Below are 15,894 nucleotides of genomic sequence, written 5' to 3' on the forward strand. Positions count from 1 at the left end.
ACGGACGGACGGGCTCGCCGTGCTGCAGGCCGAGTGCGCCGAAACGCACCGTATCTGCGGCTCACATCGGCTAATCACAATGTCGCAGGGTCAGCTTCGCTCAGCCTGCCGTACCATTTGCCGACGCCAAGCGGCGCGATGCTTGCCGGCCCGGGCGCAGCGCCCTAACGTGCCGAGGGAATCACCGGGAAGGGCTTTTCATGACGGCACCGCTTATCGAACTCTGCGTAGAAGGCATCGACGGCTTTCTGGCCGCGCAGGAGGCCGGCGCCGATCGCGTCGAGCTTTGCGCCAGCCTCATGGAGGGCGGCCTGACGCCGAGCCTTGCCACCATTCGCGCCGCCGTGAAGGCGGCCCGCATCCCCGTCCATGTCATCATCCGCCCCCGCGGCGGCGACTTCCTCTACTCCGAGGCGGAATTCGACACGATGCGCGCCGACATCGAAGCCCTGCGTTCCGAAGGCGTGGCCGGCGTCGTCATCGGCTGCCTGACGCCGGATGGCCGCATCGACGAGATGAGGACCAAGGCGCTCGTCGCCGCCGCCCGCCCCATGTCGGTCACCTGCCACCGCGCCTTCGACATGACCGAGGATGCCGGCGAGGCGCTCGAAGCGCTCATCCGCTGCGGCGTCGACCGGGTGTTGACCTCCGGCCAGCGCGATACCGCACTGGAGGGGATCGCGATCCTGCGCCAGTCGGTGGACCAGGCTGGCGACCGCATCGTCGTCATGGGCTGCGGGGCACTCGACGCGAACAATATTGCGGCCGTCCGTGACGCGACAAGGTTGAAGGAGCTGCATTTCGCCGCCCTCAAAACCGTGCAGAGCGGCATGGCGTTCAGAAATCTGCATGTTGGGATGGGCGGCACCGAGAAAGACCGCGAGTATGAACTGACCCTGACCGATCCCGAAGCCGTCCGCGCAACGATCGCAGCCGCGAAGAGCACCTAGTCAAGCAGCACCGTGGCCGCAGCAATCAGACGGCGCGTCAATTGGCGCGGATTGCAAACCGGCTCGCCGATCCTACCTGAGGAAAAGAAATCAGGCTGAAGTTCAACCGGAGACTTGCCCATGACCGCCTCCCGCCTTCGCATCGCCCTCGCAGCGGGCCTTGCCCTTCTCGCCACGTCCGCTGCAGCCGATACGGTCGGCGAGGTCGGGGTAGACTGGATGGGCAATGACATCCTGGTCGATGCGGTGAGCGATCCGAAGGTGGCCGGTGTCACCTGCCACATCACCTATTTCGACCGCGGCGTCCTTGACCGGCTGAAGAACGGCAACTGGTTCGAGGATCCTTCCAACAACGCCATCGCCTGCCGCCAGACAGGCCCGGTCACGATCGGCGACATCGACCTGTCGAAAGGCGGCGAGGAAGTCTTCAAATCCAGCCTGTCGCTGGTCTGGAAGAAACTTGTGGTGACGCGCATCTACGACCGCAAGAACGACACCCTGATCTATCTCGCCCACTCCCGCGAGTTGACCGAGGGGTCGGCGAAGATGTCGATTTCCACGGTGCCGCTGTTTCAAAGCAACGTCACCTGGACAGACGGAAAGCCGCAATAGGCGGCCCACGCCGGACCCATTGCGGCCACCCTCCCGAAAGGCCGCAAGCTCCGCTTGACGACGCCGGCTATAGGACGATGCCCGTTACATGACGATGAAGGTCACGCTGCCGTCGCCGTTCTGCTGAACCGACAGGATGTGCTCGACCTTGACCTGCTGCGCTTCAAGCGCGGCGACCAGGTCCGGGTTGGAGCGAATGTCCGACTGCAGCTTCTGCACGTCGTCGGCCTTGTCGTCGCTCATCATCCGGTATTGCTGGCGCGTGTCCTCGTCGGCAATTTCGTCCACGCGCTGCACGGCGATCTTGGTCACGTCAACGACCTGAAAATCACCCATGCCCGATACGCCGGGTGAAATGGAGCCCGTGCTCATCATGTCGGTAGACTGGCGATCGGATGGCTGAGCAGGGGCAGGCGCCGCCGGCTGCATCGTGTCTGGCGAAACCTGGGCCATTTCCACCGGACGCGGGGTCGGCACCGGCACTTTCCTGCCGTCGATAAGGGTTGCCGAATAGGCGGGAACGGCGATGGCACTGGCAAGCAGAATGGACGAAAGAGCTGTAAACGGTTTCATCTTTTTCTCCCTTCGGGCGCTGTTGTCGCGCACATTCGAAGGGGAAATGCCGGTGCTTGCGGATTGTTCCGCCCGCCCGGTTCAACCGCCCCGCGCTTCCGCCAGGATCTGCGACGCGCGGACGGTCGCGACACCCGCCGCCGCCATGGCCTTTTCCGCCACAGCGATCGTGGCCGGATCGATACCGCGGCTCAGGTCCTCGACGAAGCGAACCCGCACGCCCGGCAGCATGTCCACCGCGTCGATCGCCGAGGCCTGGACGCAGTAGTCGGTCGCAAGCCCGCCGATATCGAGCTCGGTGACGCCCCGCTCCTTCAGATAGTCGGCAAGCCCGGTATGGGCGGAACGGTCGTTGTCGCGAAAGGCCGAATAGCTGTCGACAAGCCGATCCATGCCCTTCTTCTGGATATAGTCGATCTTGCTGAGATCGAGTTCGGGATGCAGTGCGGCGTCGTCCGTGTGCTCGACGCAATGGTCGGGCCAAAGCACCTGCGGCTGCCCCTTCAGCTCTCCCATCTCGAAGGGCTGCTTGCCGGGATGGCTGGAGGCGAAACTGCCGTGGCCGACAGGGTGCCAGTCCTGCGAGGCGACCACCAGATCATAGCCGCCTTCGTCCATCAGCCGGTTGGCGATCGGGATCACCTCGTCTCCTCCAGGCACGGCGAGATTGCCGCCGGGGCAGAATCCGGTCTGTAGATCGATGAGCAGCAGGCACTTCATGATGGTACTCCCGTCCGACGGGAGAGGTCCCGACACGGCGAGAATGGAACATTCCGCCGCCCGAAATCAAGAACTTGATGAACCGAAGCTACGAACACATTGACCAGAAACGCAAAACCCCGGCGGGTCGGCCGGGGCTGCGAACCACGCCGGAAATCGAAGTCGCTCAGGCGGCCTGTGCCAGTTCGTCGGCGATGACGGTGTCGAGATTGAGGAAGCAGACCATGGTCTTTTCCAGAGCGACGATGCCACGGCAGAACGCGCGCTGCGCTTCCGGAATGATCTCCGGTGCGGGCTGCAGGTCTTCGCTTTTGATGGTCATCATGTCCGAGACCTGTTCCACCAGCAGCCCGACGAGCTTGCCGGCAATGTCTGTGACGATGATGGCAGAGCGCTCCGACGGCTCGGTCTGCTTCATGCCGAGACGGCAGGCCATGTCGATCACGGGGATGACGGCGCCGCGCAGGTTGATCAGCCCGAGGACGTAGGGCGGCGTGTGCGGCATCGGCGTCACCGGCGCCCAGCCGCGGATTTCGCGGATTGCCATGATGTCGATGCAGAATTCCTGGTCTCCGAGATGAAACGAGACGATTTCGAGATAGGCACCGGATTGCTTGATGGCATTCGTCATGGTTCAGCTTCTTCCCAGACTTCGGAGGCAGGATCGCAAATGCGCGAGGCTCGACAGCCACGGGACCTCATGCCCGAGGGGCCGCGACGGCCCATACGCGTCCGGAGATTCGCAAGGATAGATTAAGGAAGCGCTAAAAATGGACCGCCAACTCTCCGTTCCGGCACACCCGAACCGCTGGAAATCATCGGCCGAGCGCCGTAATCAGGCCACCATTCCGCCCGGCCGGATGTTGCGCTAGGATGCCGGCATGACACGGAACCGCCTGTCCCTCCGATCCACACTGGCCGTGGCCCTTGCGGCGACGCTTGCCACGGCGATCCTCGCCATCGCCTTTGCCGGCTGGATCGGGCACGGTTCGTCGATCCTGCTTTCCATGGCCGAGAGCGGCCTTGCCTGGTGTTTCTGAACTCGCGCTGACAATCACTTTCTCGCGATAATCGCCATGCGGCGATCGGCACATTTGCGCCTCCTACGGCAAGGCACTAAAGACAGCGATGGAGCCGCCCGCAGCCGCGGATCGGCCGTCACTGATGTCGGATCGTTCCATGAAAACCATACGCATTGCACTTTGGATCGCTATCGTCCTCCTCGCCGGCCTGCTCGGCTGGTTGACGCTGGAACTGAACCGGGCGGACGAAAAGCTCACCGAGGGACCGTTCGGCGTTCCCTTCACGCTTGTTGCGCAGGATGGAAGCCCGATCGACGAGAAGGCGTTCACCGGCAAGCCGACCGCGCTGTTCTTCGGCTTCACGCATTGCCCCGAAGTGTGCCCGACAACGCTTTTCGAGCTCGACGGATGGCTTTCGAAGACCGATCCCGACGGCACGAAGATGCAGGCCTACTTCATCACCGTGGATCCGGAACGCGACACCCCTGAAATCGTCCAGAACTATGTATCCAACGTTTCCAAGCGGATAACCGGCATCTCCGGCCCCGCAGACAAGGTGATGGACATGGTCAAGGGCTTCCGCGTCTATGCGCGGAAGGTGCCGGTCGACGAGAAACAGCCAGACGGCGAATACACCATGGATCACACCGCCTCCGTCTTCCTCCTCGATCGCGACGGCCGTTTCCGGGGCACGATCGCCTATGGCGAGAACCCGGATGTTGCCGTACAAAAGCTGGAGAACCTCATCAAGGGATAGGAATCTCCGATCATGGTTTCACGCGCCGACACTTCGATTCTCATCGCCGGCGCGGGACCTGTGGGCCTTGCGCTTGCGCTCGAACTGGCGCGCCGCGGCCTGAAGCCGCGCATCGTCAGCGAAAACGACGGCCCTGTGGCGGGAGAAGAGAGCCGCGCGCTCGGCATCAATGCCCGCACGCTGAGGCTGCTGGCCCCTTCGGGCGTGACCGCCGATATCCAGGCCCAGGCGCTGCAGATCGAGGGCCTGCGTCTTTCCTCCCTCGGCAACCCGCTTCTGACGGTCAGGACGAACCGGTATCGCGGCGAATATCCGGCGCTCAGCATCCTGCCGCAGGGGGTGACGGAACGCCTTTTGCTGGCACGGCTCAAGGCGCTCGGTATCGCGCCCGAATGGCGCACCGCAGTCATTTCCGTCAACGGTGGCACCCGCGCGCCGGAGGTTACGGTGCATCGCGACGACGACAGCGGCGAAACAGTCAAGCCGTCGATCCTCATAGGCGCGGATGGCGCGCATTCGCTCGTTCGCCGGTCCTGCGGGCTCTCCTTTCCGGGAAACGCCCTGGAGAACGAATTCTTTCTCGCCGACTACGCCTATGATGCGCCCGTCGACGCCAGCCATGCGCGCGTCGACTTCACCAATCCTGGCGTGCTTGCCTGCATCCCGATCCGCACCAACCTCCTGCGCTACATCTCGACGCATGCCGATTTCGAAGAGCGCATCGCCCATCCTGCGGCGCCCGCGGCCCAGACCTGGCGTTCGCAGTTCAAGATCAGTTTCCGCCATGTCCCGGAGATGGCGAAGGGACGCGTCTATCTGGCTGGTGACGCCGCGCACATCCATTCGCCGATCGGCGCTCGTGGCATGAACCTCGGCATCGAGGATGCCTGCTGGCTCGCCTGGCTGATTGCCGAGGGGCGGGAGGAGGAATATTCGCGGCTTCGCCTCCCCGCCGTACGCCGCGTGCTGCGCCAGACGCGAATGCTGACGGCGATCGTCACCATGGACCGGCCTTCGTCGCTGACGTTGCGCAACCGCCTGCTGCCGCTTCTTTCCCACCTGCCCTTTGCCGAAGACGCGTTGCTTAAGGGCATCGCCGGGATGGACACGCCGCATCCGCCCTGGCTCGCCGCAGCCTGAATTCTTTGCGCCTTGCTGCGGGACATGCTACGTCGCCGCGCACCATGGCGCTGCCGGATGCTCCGCATGTCGCAGCCCCCCATCTTTCAGGCGCCGGGCCAGCCCCGCCAATCAGGAACAGCCGACCGTGAGCGAAATCCGCCTCTTCATTTCCACGACAGAGAAGAACGCCGACGCAATTCTCTCCCTGATGACCGATGCCTTTGAGGACGAGGGATACGCGATCGCGACCATGGAGATCGACGAGAAGCGCGACATCTGGGAAGCCTCGCTCTACCTGATGATGGACGAGGAAGAGGAGATGCGGGAGCGTTTCGCGAACCTCCTCAAGCCGGCATTCCCCGAGGCGGAGATCCAGCGTGAGGTCATTCCCGACGTCGACTGGATCGCCAAATCGCTGGAAGGCCTGCAGCCGGTGCGCGCCGGACGTTTCATCGTCCACGGTTCGCATGACCGCGGAAAGGCGCGGGCGGGCGAGATCGCAATCGAGATCGATGCCGGCCAGGCCTTCGGCACGGGCCACCACGGCACCACCGCCGGCTGCCTGGAGGTCATAGAAAGCGTCACGCGCGCGAGAAAGATCCGCTCCGCCCTAGACCTCGGCACCGGCAGCGGCGTGCTGGCGATCGCGGTCCGCAAGCTGGCGGCCATTCCGGTGCTGGCAACCGACATCGACCCGATCGCCACAAGGGTGGCGCGCGAGAACGTCCGCAAGAATGGCATTGCGACCGGGTTGACGCTCGAGACGGCTCCCGGCTTCCACCACACCGCCTTCCGCCGCCACGGCCCGTTCGACCTCATCATCGCCAACATCCTCGCCCGCCCGCTGATGCGCATGGCGCCGCAACTCGTGGCAAACCTGGCACCGGGCGGCCAGGTGGTGCTCTCCGGCATCCTCGCAAACCAGCGCTGGAAGGTGATAGCCGCCTACAACGGCGCGGGCCTGCGCCATGTCCGTACGATCTGGCGCAATGGCTGGGTGACCATCCATCTCGACAGGCCGGATTTCGACAGGCCGTAACGACCGGGAAAAGAAAAGCCTCCCGACCGCGCAGGGTTGCGGTCGGGAGGCTTAAAAAGAAAAGGCGGTGCCAGAGACACCGCCTATTGGCCGGTTTCCCGACCTGTCCGCGAGCTAGGAGGAGGAGTGCTCAAGCGGACTCTACGTATTCCGAACGCCTACCCGGAGGAGGGAGGAGGAGTGACCGGACAAGCGCCTGATCGGAACACCTAGCAAGATCGCCTCACGGCGAAACTTTCGATTACTTTCGTTTCGAGCGCGTTTCGCGTTCGCTTCGATGCGCGCTTTATAGCTCAGCCGGAAATTTATCACAGCGTTTTTTAAGCATGGGAGCCATGCACCTGGCGCATAATGAAACTTTGAGCCTCACGTTACGAGAGGATCTCACATCTCACGGCAAACATCACCGGTTCGCTCCCGGCGTCAGGAAGGGCGCGGGCTTGGCAAAGGCACGTCCGACGCATTGTCGTTGGCCCAGGTACTGATCGCATGGACCTGGCCGGGGATCTGGTCCTGCAAATAGGTTTCGTGCCCCGGCAGGCCCATCGGATAAAGCGCGTCTCGACTGGCCTCATAGGCCGCACTCTGGTCGGTGCAGAGGCGAATGCGCATGTCCTGCGGCGCGACATCGGTCCGGTTTTGCAGATTGTCGACCAATCCCGCATCGGAAGAAGGGAGGCGGCCGTCAAAGGCTTGCGTCAGATATTGCGCAGACCGTTCGTTTCGCTCGCGCTCCGTGGTCGCCCCCAGAACGACCACCATCACGCGCCTGCCATTTCGTGTGGCCAGCCCAACGATGTTGCGCCCTGATGCGCACAGGAAGCCCGTCTTCATTCCGATAGTGCCACTGAAGCGGGTCAGCAGCAGGTTGTTGGACTTGATCTCCTTGCCGTCGATCGTGACCGCCGAGGCCATGAAGAACCGCCGGTGTTCCGGGAACGCCCGGTCCACTTCCATGCCAAGAATCGCAAGATCGCGCGCGGTCGTATAGTTGTTCCTGTCGAACAGGCCGTTCGGGTTGGAAAAATGGGTGCCAGTCAGCCCCAGGCGAGCCGATGCCTCGTTCATCCGCCGGACGAAAGAGGCTTCGTCGGAAGCCACGGCTTCTGCAAGGGCGACAGCGACGTCATTCGCCGATGCGGCGATCATGGCGAAAAGCGCGTCTTCCAGCGTCATCGTCCGCCCGAAGGTCAGGCCGGATTCCAGAAACGCCTGCTTGATCGCGTTACGCGTCATCATGACGGGTGTCGTCAGCGTCACCTCGCCGGATCGAAGCGCTTCAAAGACGACGAGCGCCGTCATCAGCTTGGTCGTCGAGGCCGGATACCAGGGCACCCCGGCGTCCTCCTGATAAAGCACCTGATGATTGTCGGCATCCACGACAAGAACCGGCGTGGCGTTTGCCGCTGCCGATGTGACCCATGTGAAAAGGGATGCGATGAACACCAGTCTTTTCCATGGTCGTCCGGCCATTTTGTTCGTGGTCATGTGCCAGTCTCCAGAGGGAAGGACGCCCAAATGACACGATGCGCCGCCAAAGCACAAGCACTTGCTGCCGCGGCGATCGTGCGCAGGCGGCCGCAATGGTCACGAAGCGCACGGCCAATAGGACGCCGTCGCTTATTCGCAGCCTTCTCGGTGGACGCAATTCCCCTTCGCCGGCAGTTGCACTAGAGTCCGCTCCGAATCCAGTCTCATTCGGAAACCAGCCATGTTCCAGAGTTTCGACGTCACCTCCACCCCGCAGTTCGGCCGCGAGCGCGCCGATGCGTTGCGCGCCACTTTCGACGACCTCGGCATCGACGGCTTCCTGGTGCCGCGCGCCGACGAGTTTCAGGGCGAATACGTGCCGAAGAGCGCGGAACGGCTGGCGTGGCTGACCGGTTTCACCGGTTCTGCCGGCATTGCGCTGGTGATGCGCGGCGACGCGATCGTCTTTGTCGACGGGCGCTATGTCACCCAGCTGGCCGAACAGGTCGACGGCAGCGTCTTCAAGGGTGGAGACCTCGTCGGCGAGCCGCCGCATCTGTGGATCCCGAAGAACGCGCCGAAGGGCTTCCGGCTGGGAATTGACCCGTGGCTGCATACCGCCGCCGAGGTGCGCAGGCTCGAAAAGGCGCTCGAAAGCCTCGGCGGCCAGCTCGTCCTGCTGACGGCCAATCCGCTGGACCGGATCTGGAACGGCCGCCCAGCAGAACCGCTCGGCCGCGTCCGCATCCAGCCGCTCGAATTCGCCGGCAAGCTTGCCAAGGACAAGCTCGCTGACATGGCGGCGAAGGTCTCCGAGGGTGGAGCGGACGTGCTTGCCGTCACCGACCCCTCGACGATCGCCTGGCTCTTCAACATTCGCGGCAGCGACGTGCCGCACACCCCTCACCCGCTTGCACGCGCCATCCTTGATTCGAACGGCAAGGCCGAACTTTTCATCGACAAGCGCAAGACCGGGATCGAGGAAGAAGCCTATCTCACGCAAATGGCCGACCTGCTCGCCCCGTCCGCCTTCGCCGGCCGCATGGAAGGGCTCGCGCGCCAGGGCAAGCGCATCATGCTTGATCCCGATCAGGGACCGTTTGCGCTGGGCGAGGCGATCCGCTCTGCGGGCGGCACCGTCATCGAGGCGGCCGATCCCGCCCGCCTGCCGCGCGCCTGCAAGAACGAGGTCGAGCTCGCCGGCTCCGCCAAAGCGCATCTGCAGGACGGCGCAGCCATGGCCGAATTCCTGGCCTGGCTCGATTCGACCACGCCCGGAACCCTGTCTGAGATCGAGGTCACGAAGAAGCTCGAAGCCTGCCGGGCAAATGTCGGTGAACGGATGCAGAATCCGTTGAAGGACATCTCCTTCGACACAATCGCCGGTGCGGGCGCCCACGCCGCGATCATGCACTACCGCGTGACGACGGATTCGGACGCGAAGCTGGAAGACGGGACGCTGTTCCTGATCGATTCCGGTGCGCAGTACATCAACGGCACAACCGACATCACCCGCACCGTCGCGATCGGCAGCGTGCCCGACGAGCAGAAGCGCTTCTTCACGCTCGTGCTGAAGGGCATGATCGCCATCAGCACTGCCCGTTTCCCGAAGGGCACGCGCGGCTGCGATCTTGATCCGCTTGCCCGCATCGCGCTTTGGAAGGCAGGCGGCGACTATGCGCACGGCACGGGCCACGGCGTCGGCTCCTATCTGTCCGTGCACGAAGGGCCGCAACGGATTGCGCGCCTGTCGACGCAGGAGCTGCTCCCCGGCATGATCCTTTCGAACGAGCCCGGCTACTATCGCCCCGGCAGTTTCGGCATCCGCATCGAGAACCTGATCCATGTCCTTCCCGCCGCGCCGATCGAAGGCGGCGACGCCGACATGCTGGGTTTCGAGACGCTGACCTTCTGCCCGATCGACAAGCGCCTCGTCGTCACGGAACTCCTGACGCGCGAGGAACTGCACTGGCTCGACACCTATCATGCGCTGACGCGCGAAGCGCTGCTGCCCCTGATCGATGACGCTGGCGTGCGTGACTGGCTGGTGTCCGCAACCTCGCCCTTCAGCCACGGCTAGTTCGCCGTCCGAGGTGAATTTCGAAAACATGGGTCGCGACAAACCGATGCCGCGGCCCGATTTCAGGCGGTGAGTACGTAGCGCATGACCATGACGGCGCACCATCCAACGGCGAGCATCGGCAGGCTGGACAGCCGCAGGCTGGCGATCAGCGCCGCCGCCATTGCCACCTGAACGTCAGGGCCGCCGGTAAAAAAGGCGGGAGCGACGAGCGTGGTCAGGACCGCCGCCGGCACCGCGTTCAATGCGGCCTCCAGGCGCGGCGGGATCGATTTCATCCGCATGACGAGGATATAGCCGCCGATGCGCGTCAGGAAGGTCGCGACGGCGCCGGCGAGGATGACGGCGACCATGTCGGCATGGAAGAACGCGTCCATATCAGACCTCCTGGCCGGCTTCGTGCAGCTTCGGGTTCCGCTTCCCCGGCAGCATTGCCGCCAGCAGCATTCCGGCGATGGCACCGATGCTGACATGCCAGGGCGAGCCGACGGTATGGTAGGCGATCACCGATACCGCGCCGCTGATCGCAACGACGGGCAGAAAGTTCGCACGCTTGCGGAAGCCGAGCACGAGGGCCATGAAGTAGATCGGCAGGAGCACGTCGATACCGATCAGCTTGGGGTCACCGATCAGCTTCCCGAAGACGGCCCCCAGCACCGTCATCGCCTGCCAGGGCACATAGATCACCAGGCCAAAGCCGAGATACCAGGAAAAGCTCACCTTTCCCCTTGCCTCGCCACGCCTGACCGTCTCCGCAAATTGCGGATCCGTCAGCAGGAAGAACGCCACGAACTTTTCGCCGGCCGAGAAATGCCGCACAAACGGCGCCATCGCCGCCGAATAGAGGATGTGCCGGAAATTCACCGCGAAAATCGAAAGCACGATGACCCAGGCGGCGATCTTCTGGCCGAACAACTCGATACCGACGAGCTGGCTGGCGCCCGCAAAAATCGTCATGCTCATCAGAAGCGCCTCGGCGATCGTCTGGCCGTTGGCGACGGCGACTGCCCCGAAAAGGGCACCGAAAGGCGCGGCGGAAATGCACACCGGCGTCCCCTGGCGAACGCCCTCGAAGAATTCACGTTTGTTCACGAATGTCCGTCTCCTGCATGCAGAAGCTCCGCACGAAGACATGCCTGGCGAAAGCGGGAACCGGTCTCGGAGAAGACATGGCGAAAGCAGCAAGCAGCGTGTCGGGGGCGGAGCTTCCGATCTGCACAGGCTTAGTCGGACACAACACTCAGCGCAATTGAATAAGGCTGATGTATCGATCGCTTTTGCTGAACGTTGATCCGGCGTCGTGCCGACGTCGGATCAACGTTTTCTCACGCCGGCTTGGTCTTTACCTGGAAGGTGTGTTCCTGGCCGGGAAAAGTGCGTGCCTTGACCTCTTCGGCATAGGCCTCGACGGCAGCGCTGATCTGCGGCGCAAGGTCGGCGAAGCGCTTGACGAAGCGCGGCTTGAAATCCGTGAAGATGCCGAGCGCGTCGTCCACCACCAGGACCTGACCGTCGCAGGCCGGCGAAGCGCCGATGCCGATGGTGGGTACGCTCAGCGCGCCCGTAATTTCGCGGGCCACCGGCTCGACCGTTCCCTCGATCACAATTGCGAAGGCGCCTGCATCGGCGATCGCCTTGGCATCGCGGCGGATCTTCTCCGCCTCCTTGTCGCTGCGGCCGAGCGAGCGGTAACCGCCCGTGGTATTGATCAGCTGCGGCATGAGGCCGACATGGCCGAGCACCGGAATGCCGCGCTGGATGAGAAAATCGACCGTCTCGGCCATTTCCGCCCCGCCTTCGAGCTTGACCGCGCTGCATCCCGTTTCCTTGAGGACGCGCGCGGCGCTATGGAAGGCCTGTTCCTTCGATTCCTGATAGGAGCCGAACGGCAGGTCGACGACCACGCAGGCTCTTTCAGAACCGCGCATGACCGCCTGTCCGTGCGCGATCATCATTTCCAGAGTGACGCTGACGGTGGAATCCAGGCCGTAGACCACCATGCCGAGCGAATCGCCGACGAGCATGAAATCCACGTGCGGATCCAGCAGCTTGGCGATCGGCGTCGTATAGGCCGTCAGGCTGACGATCGGACGCTCACCCTTCAGGCCCCTGATATCGGCCGGAGCGAGACGCCGCTTCGCTACATGTACGCTCATGGTCAGGCTACCTTTGCTATTGTCTGCTTTTTGGGTGCGATAACGCGGTTATCGAGCAACTTGGTGCTCCCTATGCGCACGAAAAGCAATAAGAGCACCGGCCGATCGCCGATATCTGCGATTTCCGCCAGCGTGTCGGGATGGCGAAGCGCCACGACTTCCGGCTCGGCGAGCGGCTCGGCGGCGATAAAACCGCGAACGGCAGCTTCGACCCTGGCAGGATCCGTTTCGCCTTCGGCGATGATCCGCGCCGCCTCGTCCAGAGCGCGCGGCACGATGACTGCGGCAGCACGTTGCGCGGTATCGAGATAGACATTGCGCGAAGAACAGGCGAGCCCGTCGGCCTCGCGCACGGTGGAAACACCCACGACCTCGACCGGCTGCGCCAGATCCTCGACCATGCGGCGGATGATCGTGAGCTGCTGGTAGTCCTTCTCGCCAAAATAGGCGCGATCCGGCCCGACGATATTGAAGAGTTTGCTCACGACCGTGCAGACGCCGGAAAAATGCCCCGGCCGCACCGAACCTTCGAGCTGCGATCCCAGCGTCGGCACGTCGACGACCGTTTCCATTGGGCGCGGATACATGTCTTCAACGCCTGGAGCGAACAGGAAATCGACACCGGCGTCCTCCAGCATTCTCTGGTCGCGCGGCAGGTCGCGCGGATAGCGTGACAGATCCTCGCTGGCACCGAACTGCAAGGGATTGACGAAGATCGAGGCGACGACCACCTCGTTGGCTTCGCGCGCACGGCGCACCAGCTCCATGTGACCGACGTGCAGGTATCCCATCGTCGGCACCAGCCCGATTGCCTTGCCGCTCGCGCGCAACGGCGCAAGGGCCGCGCGTAGCCCCGCGATTGTCGTAAAGGTCTGCATAGGACGGATCCTCCAATCCCTTGCCGCACCCGCCGTCCGAACAGACGTGACAGATGCGGCGGCACTCTTCATCTTCGGCGCATCCGCTGCAACGCCGTCTCCGGCATTTGCGGCAGCACCTCCACACCCCCTCCCAAGGATGCGGCTGCCCGCTGCAGTCTTGCATGGCGGGGCAGCGGCGCTTTCTATCTTGTGCAGCGCAAAAACACAATCGCCAACCCGGCGCCGGACCATTCTCAGGCGCAGAGATCCCCTATGCGATATTGTGCCTGTACTTTTTCCCTTCTTACCAGTAGGAACGCACCAAACCGGCGCCGGCGGAGATGCTGGCGCATACCAGTGCCCGTCCCGTCGCGCGGCCAAGCTCAAGACATCCGAAAGACATCCGATGACCGAATACGAAGGCCTCGCTCCGGCTATGGCAAGCGCGTTGGCAAAACGCGGCTACACCACGCTGACGCCGGTGCAGAAGGCCGTCTCCGACGCGGCCCTGGAGGGAGCGGACCTGCTCGTCTCCGCCCAGACCGGCTCCGGCAAGACCGTGGCATTCGGCCTCGCCTTCGCGCCGACGCTGCTCGGCGGCGAGGACCGGTTCGGCCGCGCCGGCGCGCCGCTTGCGCTCGCCATCGCGCCCACGCGCGAACTCGCCCTGCAGGTGAAGCGCGAGCTGGAATGGCTTTACGGGGAGACCGGTGCCGTCATCGCATCCTGCGTCGGCGGCATGGATATCCGCAACGAGCGGCGGGCCCTGGAACGCGGCGCCCAGATCGTCGTCGGCACGCCCGGACGGCTGCGCGACCACATCGATCGCGGCGCCCTCGACCTTTCGCAACTGAAGGCAGTGGTGCTCGACGAGGCGGACGAGATGCTCGACCTCGGCTTCCGCGAGGATCTCGAGTTCATTCTCGATGCAGCCCCCGAAGACCGCCGCACGCTGATGTTTTCGGCAACCGTCCCGCGCGCGATCGAGGAACTCGCCCGCAGCTACCAGCGCGACGCCGTTCGCGTGACGACTGCGGCCGAGCGCGGCCAGCATGGCGACATCGCCTATCGCGCGCTCGCCGTCACCCCGCACGATCGCGAGAACGCGATCGTCAACGTGCTGCGTTTCTACGATGCGCCGACGGCGATCGTCTTCTGCTCCACGCGCGCTGCCGTCAATCACCTGACGGCCCGGCTGAACAACCGCGGCTTTGCGGTCGTCGCCCTTTCCGGCGAACTGTCGCAGAACGAGCGCATGCATGCGCTGCAGGCGATGCGCGACGGGCGCGCCCGCGTCTGCATCGCCACCGACGTCGCCGCCCGCGGCATCGACCTGCCCAATCTGGAACTGGTCATCCACGCCGACCTCCCCACGAACCCGGACACGCTGCTTCACCGGAGCGGCCGCACCGGACGCGCCGGCCGCAAGGGCGTCAGCGCTCTGATCGTTCCCCTCCCCGCAATGCGCCGCGCCGAGCGGCTGCTGCAGACGGGCAAGATCAAGGCCGAATGGGCTCAGGCCCCGTCCGCCGAGGAAATCCTGCGCCGCGACGACGAAAGGCTGCTTGCCGACCCGATCCTCACCGAACCCGTCGCCGAGGACGAGGAGGCCTTCGTCGAGACGCTGCTTTCGGCCTTCGAGCCCCGGCAGTTGGCCGCGGCCTTCACCCGCCTCTATCGTGGCGGTCGTTCCGCCCCGGAAGAGCTGCGGGAGGTGGACCTGACGCAGCGCCGCCCCGCACGCGAACGCCCGCAGGGCGAGGCCGGCGAACGCACCGAACGTGCGCCACGTGCGGCTTTCGGCCCGGGCAAGTGGTTCTCGCTGTCGGTCGGCCGCAAGCAGAATGCCGAGCCGCGCTGGCTCATTCCCATGCTCTGCCGCGCCGCAAACATCACCCGTGACGAGATCGGCGCGATCCGCATGCAGCCCGAGGAGACCTATGTCGAGCTTGCCGAGCACATCGCCGACGAGTTCCTGGGAAGGATCGGCCCGAAGCACCTCATAGAAAAGGGCATTCGCGTGAAGGCGCTGGATGGAGTGCCGGACATGCCGGCGCGCTCGCGTGCCATGCCGGCAGGCGACAGGCCCAGCCGTGCCTTCGGCAAGAACCGCGATTCCGATGGCGACCGCGAAACCGGCAAGCCGCGTCGCGCCGACAAGCCGCGCTCCGACGATCGCGATTTCGAGGCAAAGCCGCCCCGCAAGAAGTGGGACGCGGCCCCCTCTGCCGAGAAGCGGGCGCACAACGCTCCCTTCCGCGACGAGCGCCCGGCCAAGGCCGGCGACGGCAACAAGGGCGGCAAGGGCAAGCCCTACAAGGACAAGTTCCACAACGACAAAGGGACGGGCAGCCAGCATGGCGCAGGCCATTCGCCGGCAAAGAAGAAGCCGCGCAAGTCCGGCGGCTGATCGCCGCCCGCCGTCCCCTGCCCCGAACATGCCCTCAGCATGCCCCGGGCATTTGCGCACTGGCCGCCCAAATGCCCGGAATTTCCCGCTTACCGCGCCATTTCGGCGGGATTTCGCTTCACC

At 64.2% G+C, this 15,894-nt stretch carries 17 protein-coding genes; 8 read left to right on the plus strand and 9 right to left on the minus strand.

Features of this window, described 5'->3' with window-relative positions; genetic code table 11:
* Window positions 1-200: 200 nt before the first annotated feature.
* Window positions 201-950, plus strand: coding sequence for a copper homeostasis protein CutC (locus CRO48_RS12175; protein ID WP_097139592.1), 750 nt, complete (start codon window positions 201-203; stop codon window positions 948-950).
* Here CRO48_RS12175 and CRO48_RS33245 read toward each other — a convergent pair.
* Window positions 947-1,072, minus strand: coding sequence for a hypothetical protein (locus tag CRO48_RS33245; RefSeq protein WP_280952667.1), 126 nt, complete (start codon window positions 1,070-1,072; stop codon window positions 947-949). The two genes, CRO48_RS12175 and CRO48_RS33245, sit on opposite strands and share 4 nt — an antisense overlap.
* Here CRO48_RS33245 and CRO48_RS12180 point away from each other — a divergent pair.
* Window positions 1,071-1,562, plus strand: coding sequence for a CreA family protein (locus tag CRO48_RS12180; protein ID WP_097139594.1), 492 nt, complete (start codon window positions 1,071-1,073; stop codon window positions 1,560-1,562). The genes CRO48_RS33245 and CRO48_RS12180 overlap by 2 nt on opposite strands.
* A gap of 84 nt (window positions 1,563-1,646) precedes the next feature.
* Here the strand turns inward: CRO48_RS12180 and CRO48_RS12185 are convergent, their stop codons facing one another.
* From CRO48_RS12185 to CRO48_RS12195, 3 genes are all read right to left on the minus strand, one after another.
* Entirely contained in the window at window positions 1,647-2,135 is a 489-nt protein-coding gene (locus CRO48_RS12185) for a hypothetical protein (RefSeq protein WP_097139596.1), read from the minus strand.
* Window positions 2,136-2,216: 81 nt separating this feature from the next.
* Window positions 2,217-2,855, minus strand: coding sequence for a bifunctional nicotinamidase/pyrazinamidase (pncA, locus tag CRO48_RS12190; protein ID WP_097139598.1), 639 nt, complete (start codon window positions 2,853-2,855; stop codon window positions 2,217-2,219).
* Window positions 2,856-3,021: 166 nt separating this feature from the next.
* Entirely contained in the window at window positions 3,022-3,486 is a 465-nt protein-coding gene (locus CRO48_RS12195) for a chemotaxis protein CheW (protein ID WP_097139600.1), read from the minus strand.
* A gap of 250 nt (window positions 3,487-3,736) precedes the next feature.
* On the opposite strand from CRO48_RS12195, the gene CRO48_RS32200 reads away from it, so the two are divergent.
* The 4 genes from CRO48_RS32200 to CRO48_RS12215 all read left to right on the plus strand — a co-directional run bounded on the left by CRO48_RS32200 (window position 3,737) and on the right by CRO48_RS12215 (window position 6,795).
* Window positions 3,737-3,895 carry a hypothetical protein gene (locus tag CRO48_RS32200; protein WP_097139602.1) on the plus strand — a complete coding sequence of 53 codons (159 nt, stop codon included), beginning with the start codon at window positions 3,737-3,739 and terminating at the stop codon, window positions 3,893-3,895.
* Between the two features lie 139 nt (window positions 3,896-4,034).
* On the plus strand, window positions 4,035-4,634 hold the full coding sequence (locus tag CRO48_RS12205; RefSeq protein WP_097139951.1) for an SCO family protein: 600 nt from the start codon (window positions 4,035-4,037) through the stop codon (window positions 4,632-4,634).
* A gap of 12 nt (window positions 4,635-4,646) precedes the next feature.
* Window positions 4,647-5,774: an FAD-dependent oxidoreductase gene (locus CRO48_RS12210; protein WP_097139604.1), complete on the plus strand. Its 1,128-nt coding sequence runs from the start codon at window positions 4,647-4,649 to the stop codon at window positions 5,772-5,774.
* A 127-nt stretch (window positions 5,775-5,901) separates the two neighbouring features.
* On the plus strand, window positions 5,902-6,795 hold the full coding sequence (locus tag CRO48_RS12215) for a 50S ribosomal protein L11 methyltransferase (protein WP_097139606.1): 894 nt from the start codon (window positions 5,902-5,904) through the stop codon (window positions 6,793-6,795).
* Between the two features lie 423 nt (window positions 6,796-7,218).
* Here the strand turns inward: CRO48_RS12215 and CRO48_RS32895 are convergent, their stop codons facing one another.
* The gene (locus CRO48_RS32895; RefSeq protein WP_097139608.1) at window positions 7,219-8,283 is read right to left on the minus strand and encodes a D-alanyl-D-alanine carboxypeptidase family protein; all 1,065 of its coding nucleotides are present in this window, start codon (window positions 8,281-8,283) and stop codon (window positions 7,219-7,221) included.
* A 223-nt stretch (window positions 8,284-8,506) separates the two neighbouring features.
* Between CRO48_RS32895 and CRO48_RS12225 the strand changes: the two genes are divergently transcribed.
* On the plus strand, window positions 8,507-10,345 hold the full coding sequence (locus tag CRO48_RS12225) for an aminopeptidase P family protein (protein ID WP_097139609.1): 1,839 nt from the start codon (window positions 8,507-8,509) through the stop codon (window positions 10,343-10,345).
* A gap of 62 nt (window positions 10,346-10,407) precedes the next feature.
* On the opposite strand, the gene CRO48_RS12230 is transcribed toward CRO48_RS12225, so the two are convergent.
* The 4 genes from CRO48_RS12230 to panC form a co-directional block, all read right to left on the minus strand.
* Complete coding sequence (locus CRO48_RS12230; RefSeq protein ID WP_097139611.1) at window positions 10,408-10,722, minus strand: AzlD family protein; 315 nt, start codon at window positions 10,720-10,722, stop codon at window positions 10,408-10,410.
* 1 nt (window position 10,723) lies between these two features.
* Complete coding sequence (locus tag CRO48_RS12235) at window positions 10,724-11,437, minus strand: AzlC family ABC transporter permease (RefSeq protein WP_097139613.1); 714 nt, start codon at window positions 11,435-11,437, stop codon at window positions 10,724-10,726.
* Between the two features lie 233 nt (window positions 11,438-11,670).
* Window positions 11,671-12,501 carry a 3-methyl-2-oxobutanoate hydroxymethyltransferase gene (panB, locus tag CRO48_RS12240; protein WP_097139615.1) on the minus strand — a complete coding sequence of 277 codons (831 nt, stop codon included), beginning with the start codon at window positions 12,499-12,501 and terminating at the stop codon, window positions 11,671-11,673.
* Between the two features lie 2 nt (window positions 12,502-12,503).
* A complete protein-coding gene (panC, locus tag CRO48_RS12245) occupies window positions 12,504-13,379 on the minus strand; it encodes a pantoate--beta-alanine ligase (protein ID WP_097139617.1) in 876 nt (291 codons plus the stop codon).
* A 388-nt stretch (window positions 13,380-13,767) separates the two neighbouring features.
* On the opposite strand from panC, the gene CRO48_RS12250 reads away from it, so the two are divergent.
* Window positions 13,768-15,771 carry a DEAD/DEAH box helicase gene (locus tag CRO48_RS12250; RefSeq protein WP_097139619.1) on the plus strand — a complete coding sequence of 668 codons (2,004 nt, stop codon included), beginning with the start codon at window positions 13,768-13,770 and terminating at the stop codon, window positions 15,769-15,771.
* Window positions 15,772-15,894: the final 123 nt, after the last annotated feature.

Source organism: Rhizobium subbaraonis (genome assembly GCF_900220975.1).
Lineage (GTDB): Bacteria > Pseudomonadota > Alphaproteobacteria > Rhizobiales > Rhizobiaceae > Mycoplana > Mycoplana subbaraonis.

Excerpts from the sequence above, each read along its gene's own strand:
- pncA (WP_097139598.1), bottom strand. The coding sequence starts at position 2,855 with ATGAAGTGCCTGCTGCTCATCGATCTACAGACCGGATTCTGCCCCGGC.
- CRO48_RS12180 (WP_097139594.1), top strand. The coding sequence starts at position 1,071 with ATGACCGCCTCCCGCCTTCGCATCGCCCTCGCAGCGGGCCTTGCCCTT.
- CRO48_RS12230 (WP_097139611.1), bottom strand. The coding sequence starts at position 10,722 with ATGGACGCGTTCTTCCATGCCGACATGGTCGCCGTCATCCTCGCCGGC.
- panC (WP_097139617.1), bottom strand. The coding sequence starts at position 13,379 with ATGCAGACCTTTACGACAATCGCGGGGCTACGCGCGGCCCTTGCGCCG.
- CRO48_RS12210 (WP_097139604.1), top strand. The coding sequence starts at position 4,647 with ATGGTTTCACGCGCCGACACTTCGATTCTCATCGCCGGCGCGGGACCT.
- CRO48_RS12250 (WP_097139619.1), top strand. The coding sequence starts at position 13,768 with ATGACCGAATACGAAGGCCTCGCTCCGGCTATGGCAAGCGCGTTGGCA.
- CRO48_RS12195 (WP_097139600.1), bottom strand. The coding sequence starts at position 3,486 with ATGACGAATGCCATCAAGCAATCCGGTGCCTATCTCGAAATCGTCTCG.
- CRO48_RS33245 (WP_280952667.1), bottom strand. The coding sequence starts at position 1,072 with ATGGGCAAGTCTCCGGTTGAACTTCAGCCTGATTTCTTTTCCTCAGGT.
- panB (WP_097139615.1), bottom strand. The coding sequence starts at position 12,501 with ATGAGCGTACATGTAGCGAAGCGGCGTCTCGCTCCGGCCGATATCAGG.
- CRO48_RS12225 (WP_097139609.1), top strand. The coding sequence starts at position 8,507 with ATGTTCCAGAGTTTCGACGTCACCTCCACCCCGCAGTTCGGCCGCGAG.
- CRO48_RS32200 (WP_097139602.1), top strand. The coding sequence starts at position 3,737 with ATGACACGGAACCGCCTGTCCCTCCGATCCACACTGGCCGTGGCCCTT.
- CRO48_RS12185 (WP_097139596.1), bottom strand. The coding sequence starts at position 2,135 with ATGAAACCGTTTACAGCTCTTTCGTCCATTCTGCTTGCCAGTGCCATC.
- CRO48_RS12205 (WP_097139951.1), top strand. The coding sequence starts at position 4,035 with ATGAAAACCATACGCATTGCACTTTGGATCGCTATCGTCCTCCTCGCC.
- CRO48_RS32895 (WP_097139608.1), bottom strand. The coding sequence starts at position 8,283 with ATGACCACGAACAAAATGGCCGGACGACCATGGAAAAGACTGGTGTTC.
- CRO48_RS12175 (WP_097139592.1), top strand. The coding sequence starts at position 201 with ATGACGGCACCGCTTATCGAACTCTGCGTAGAAGGCATCGACGGCTTT.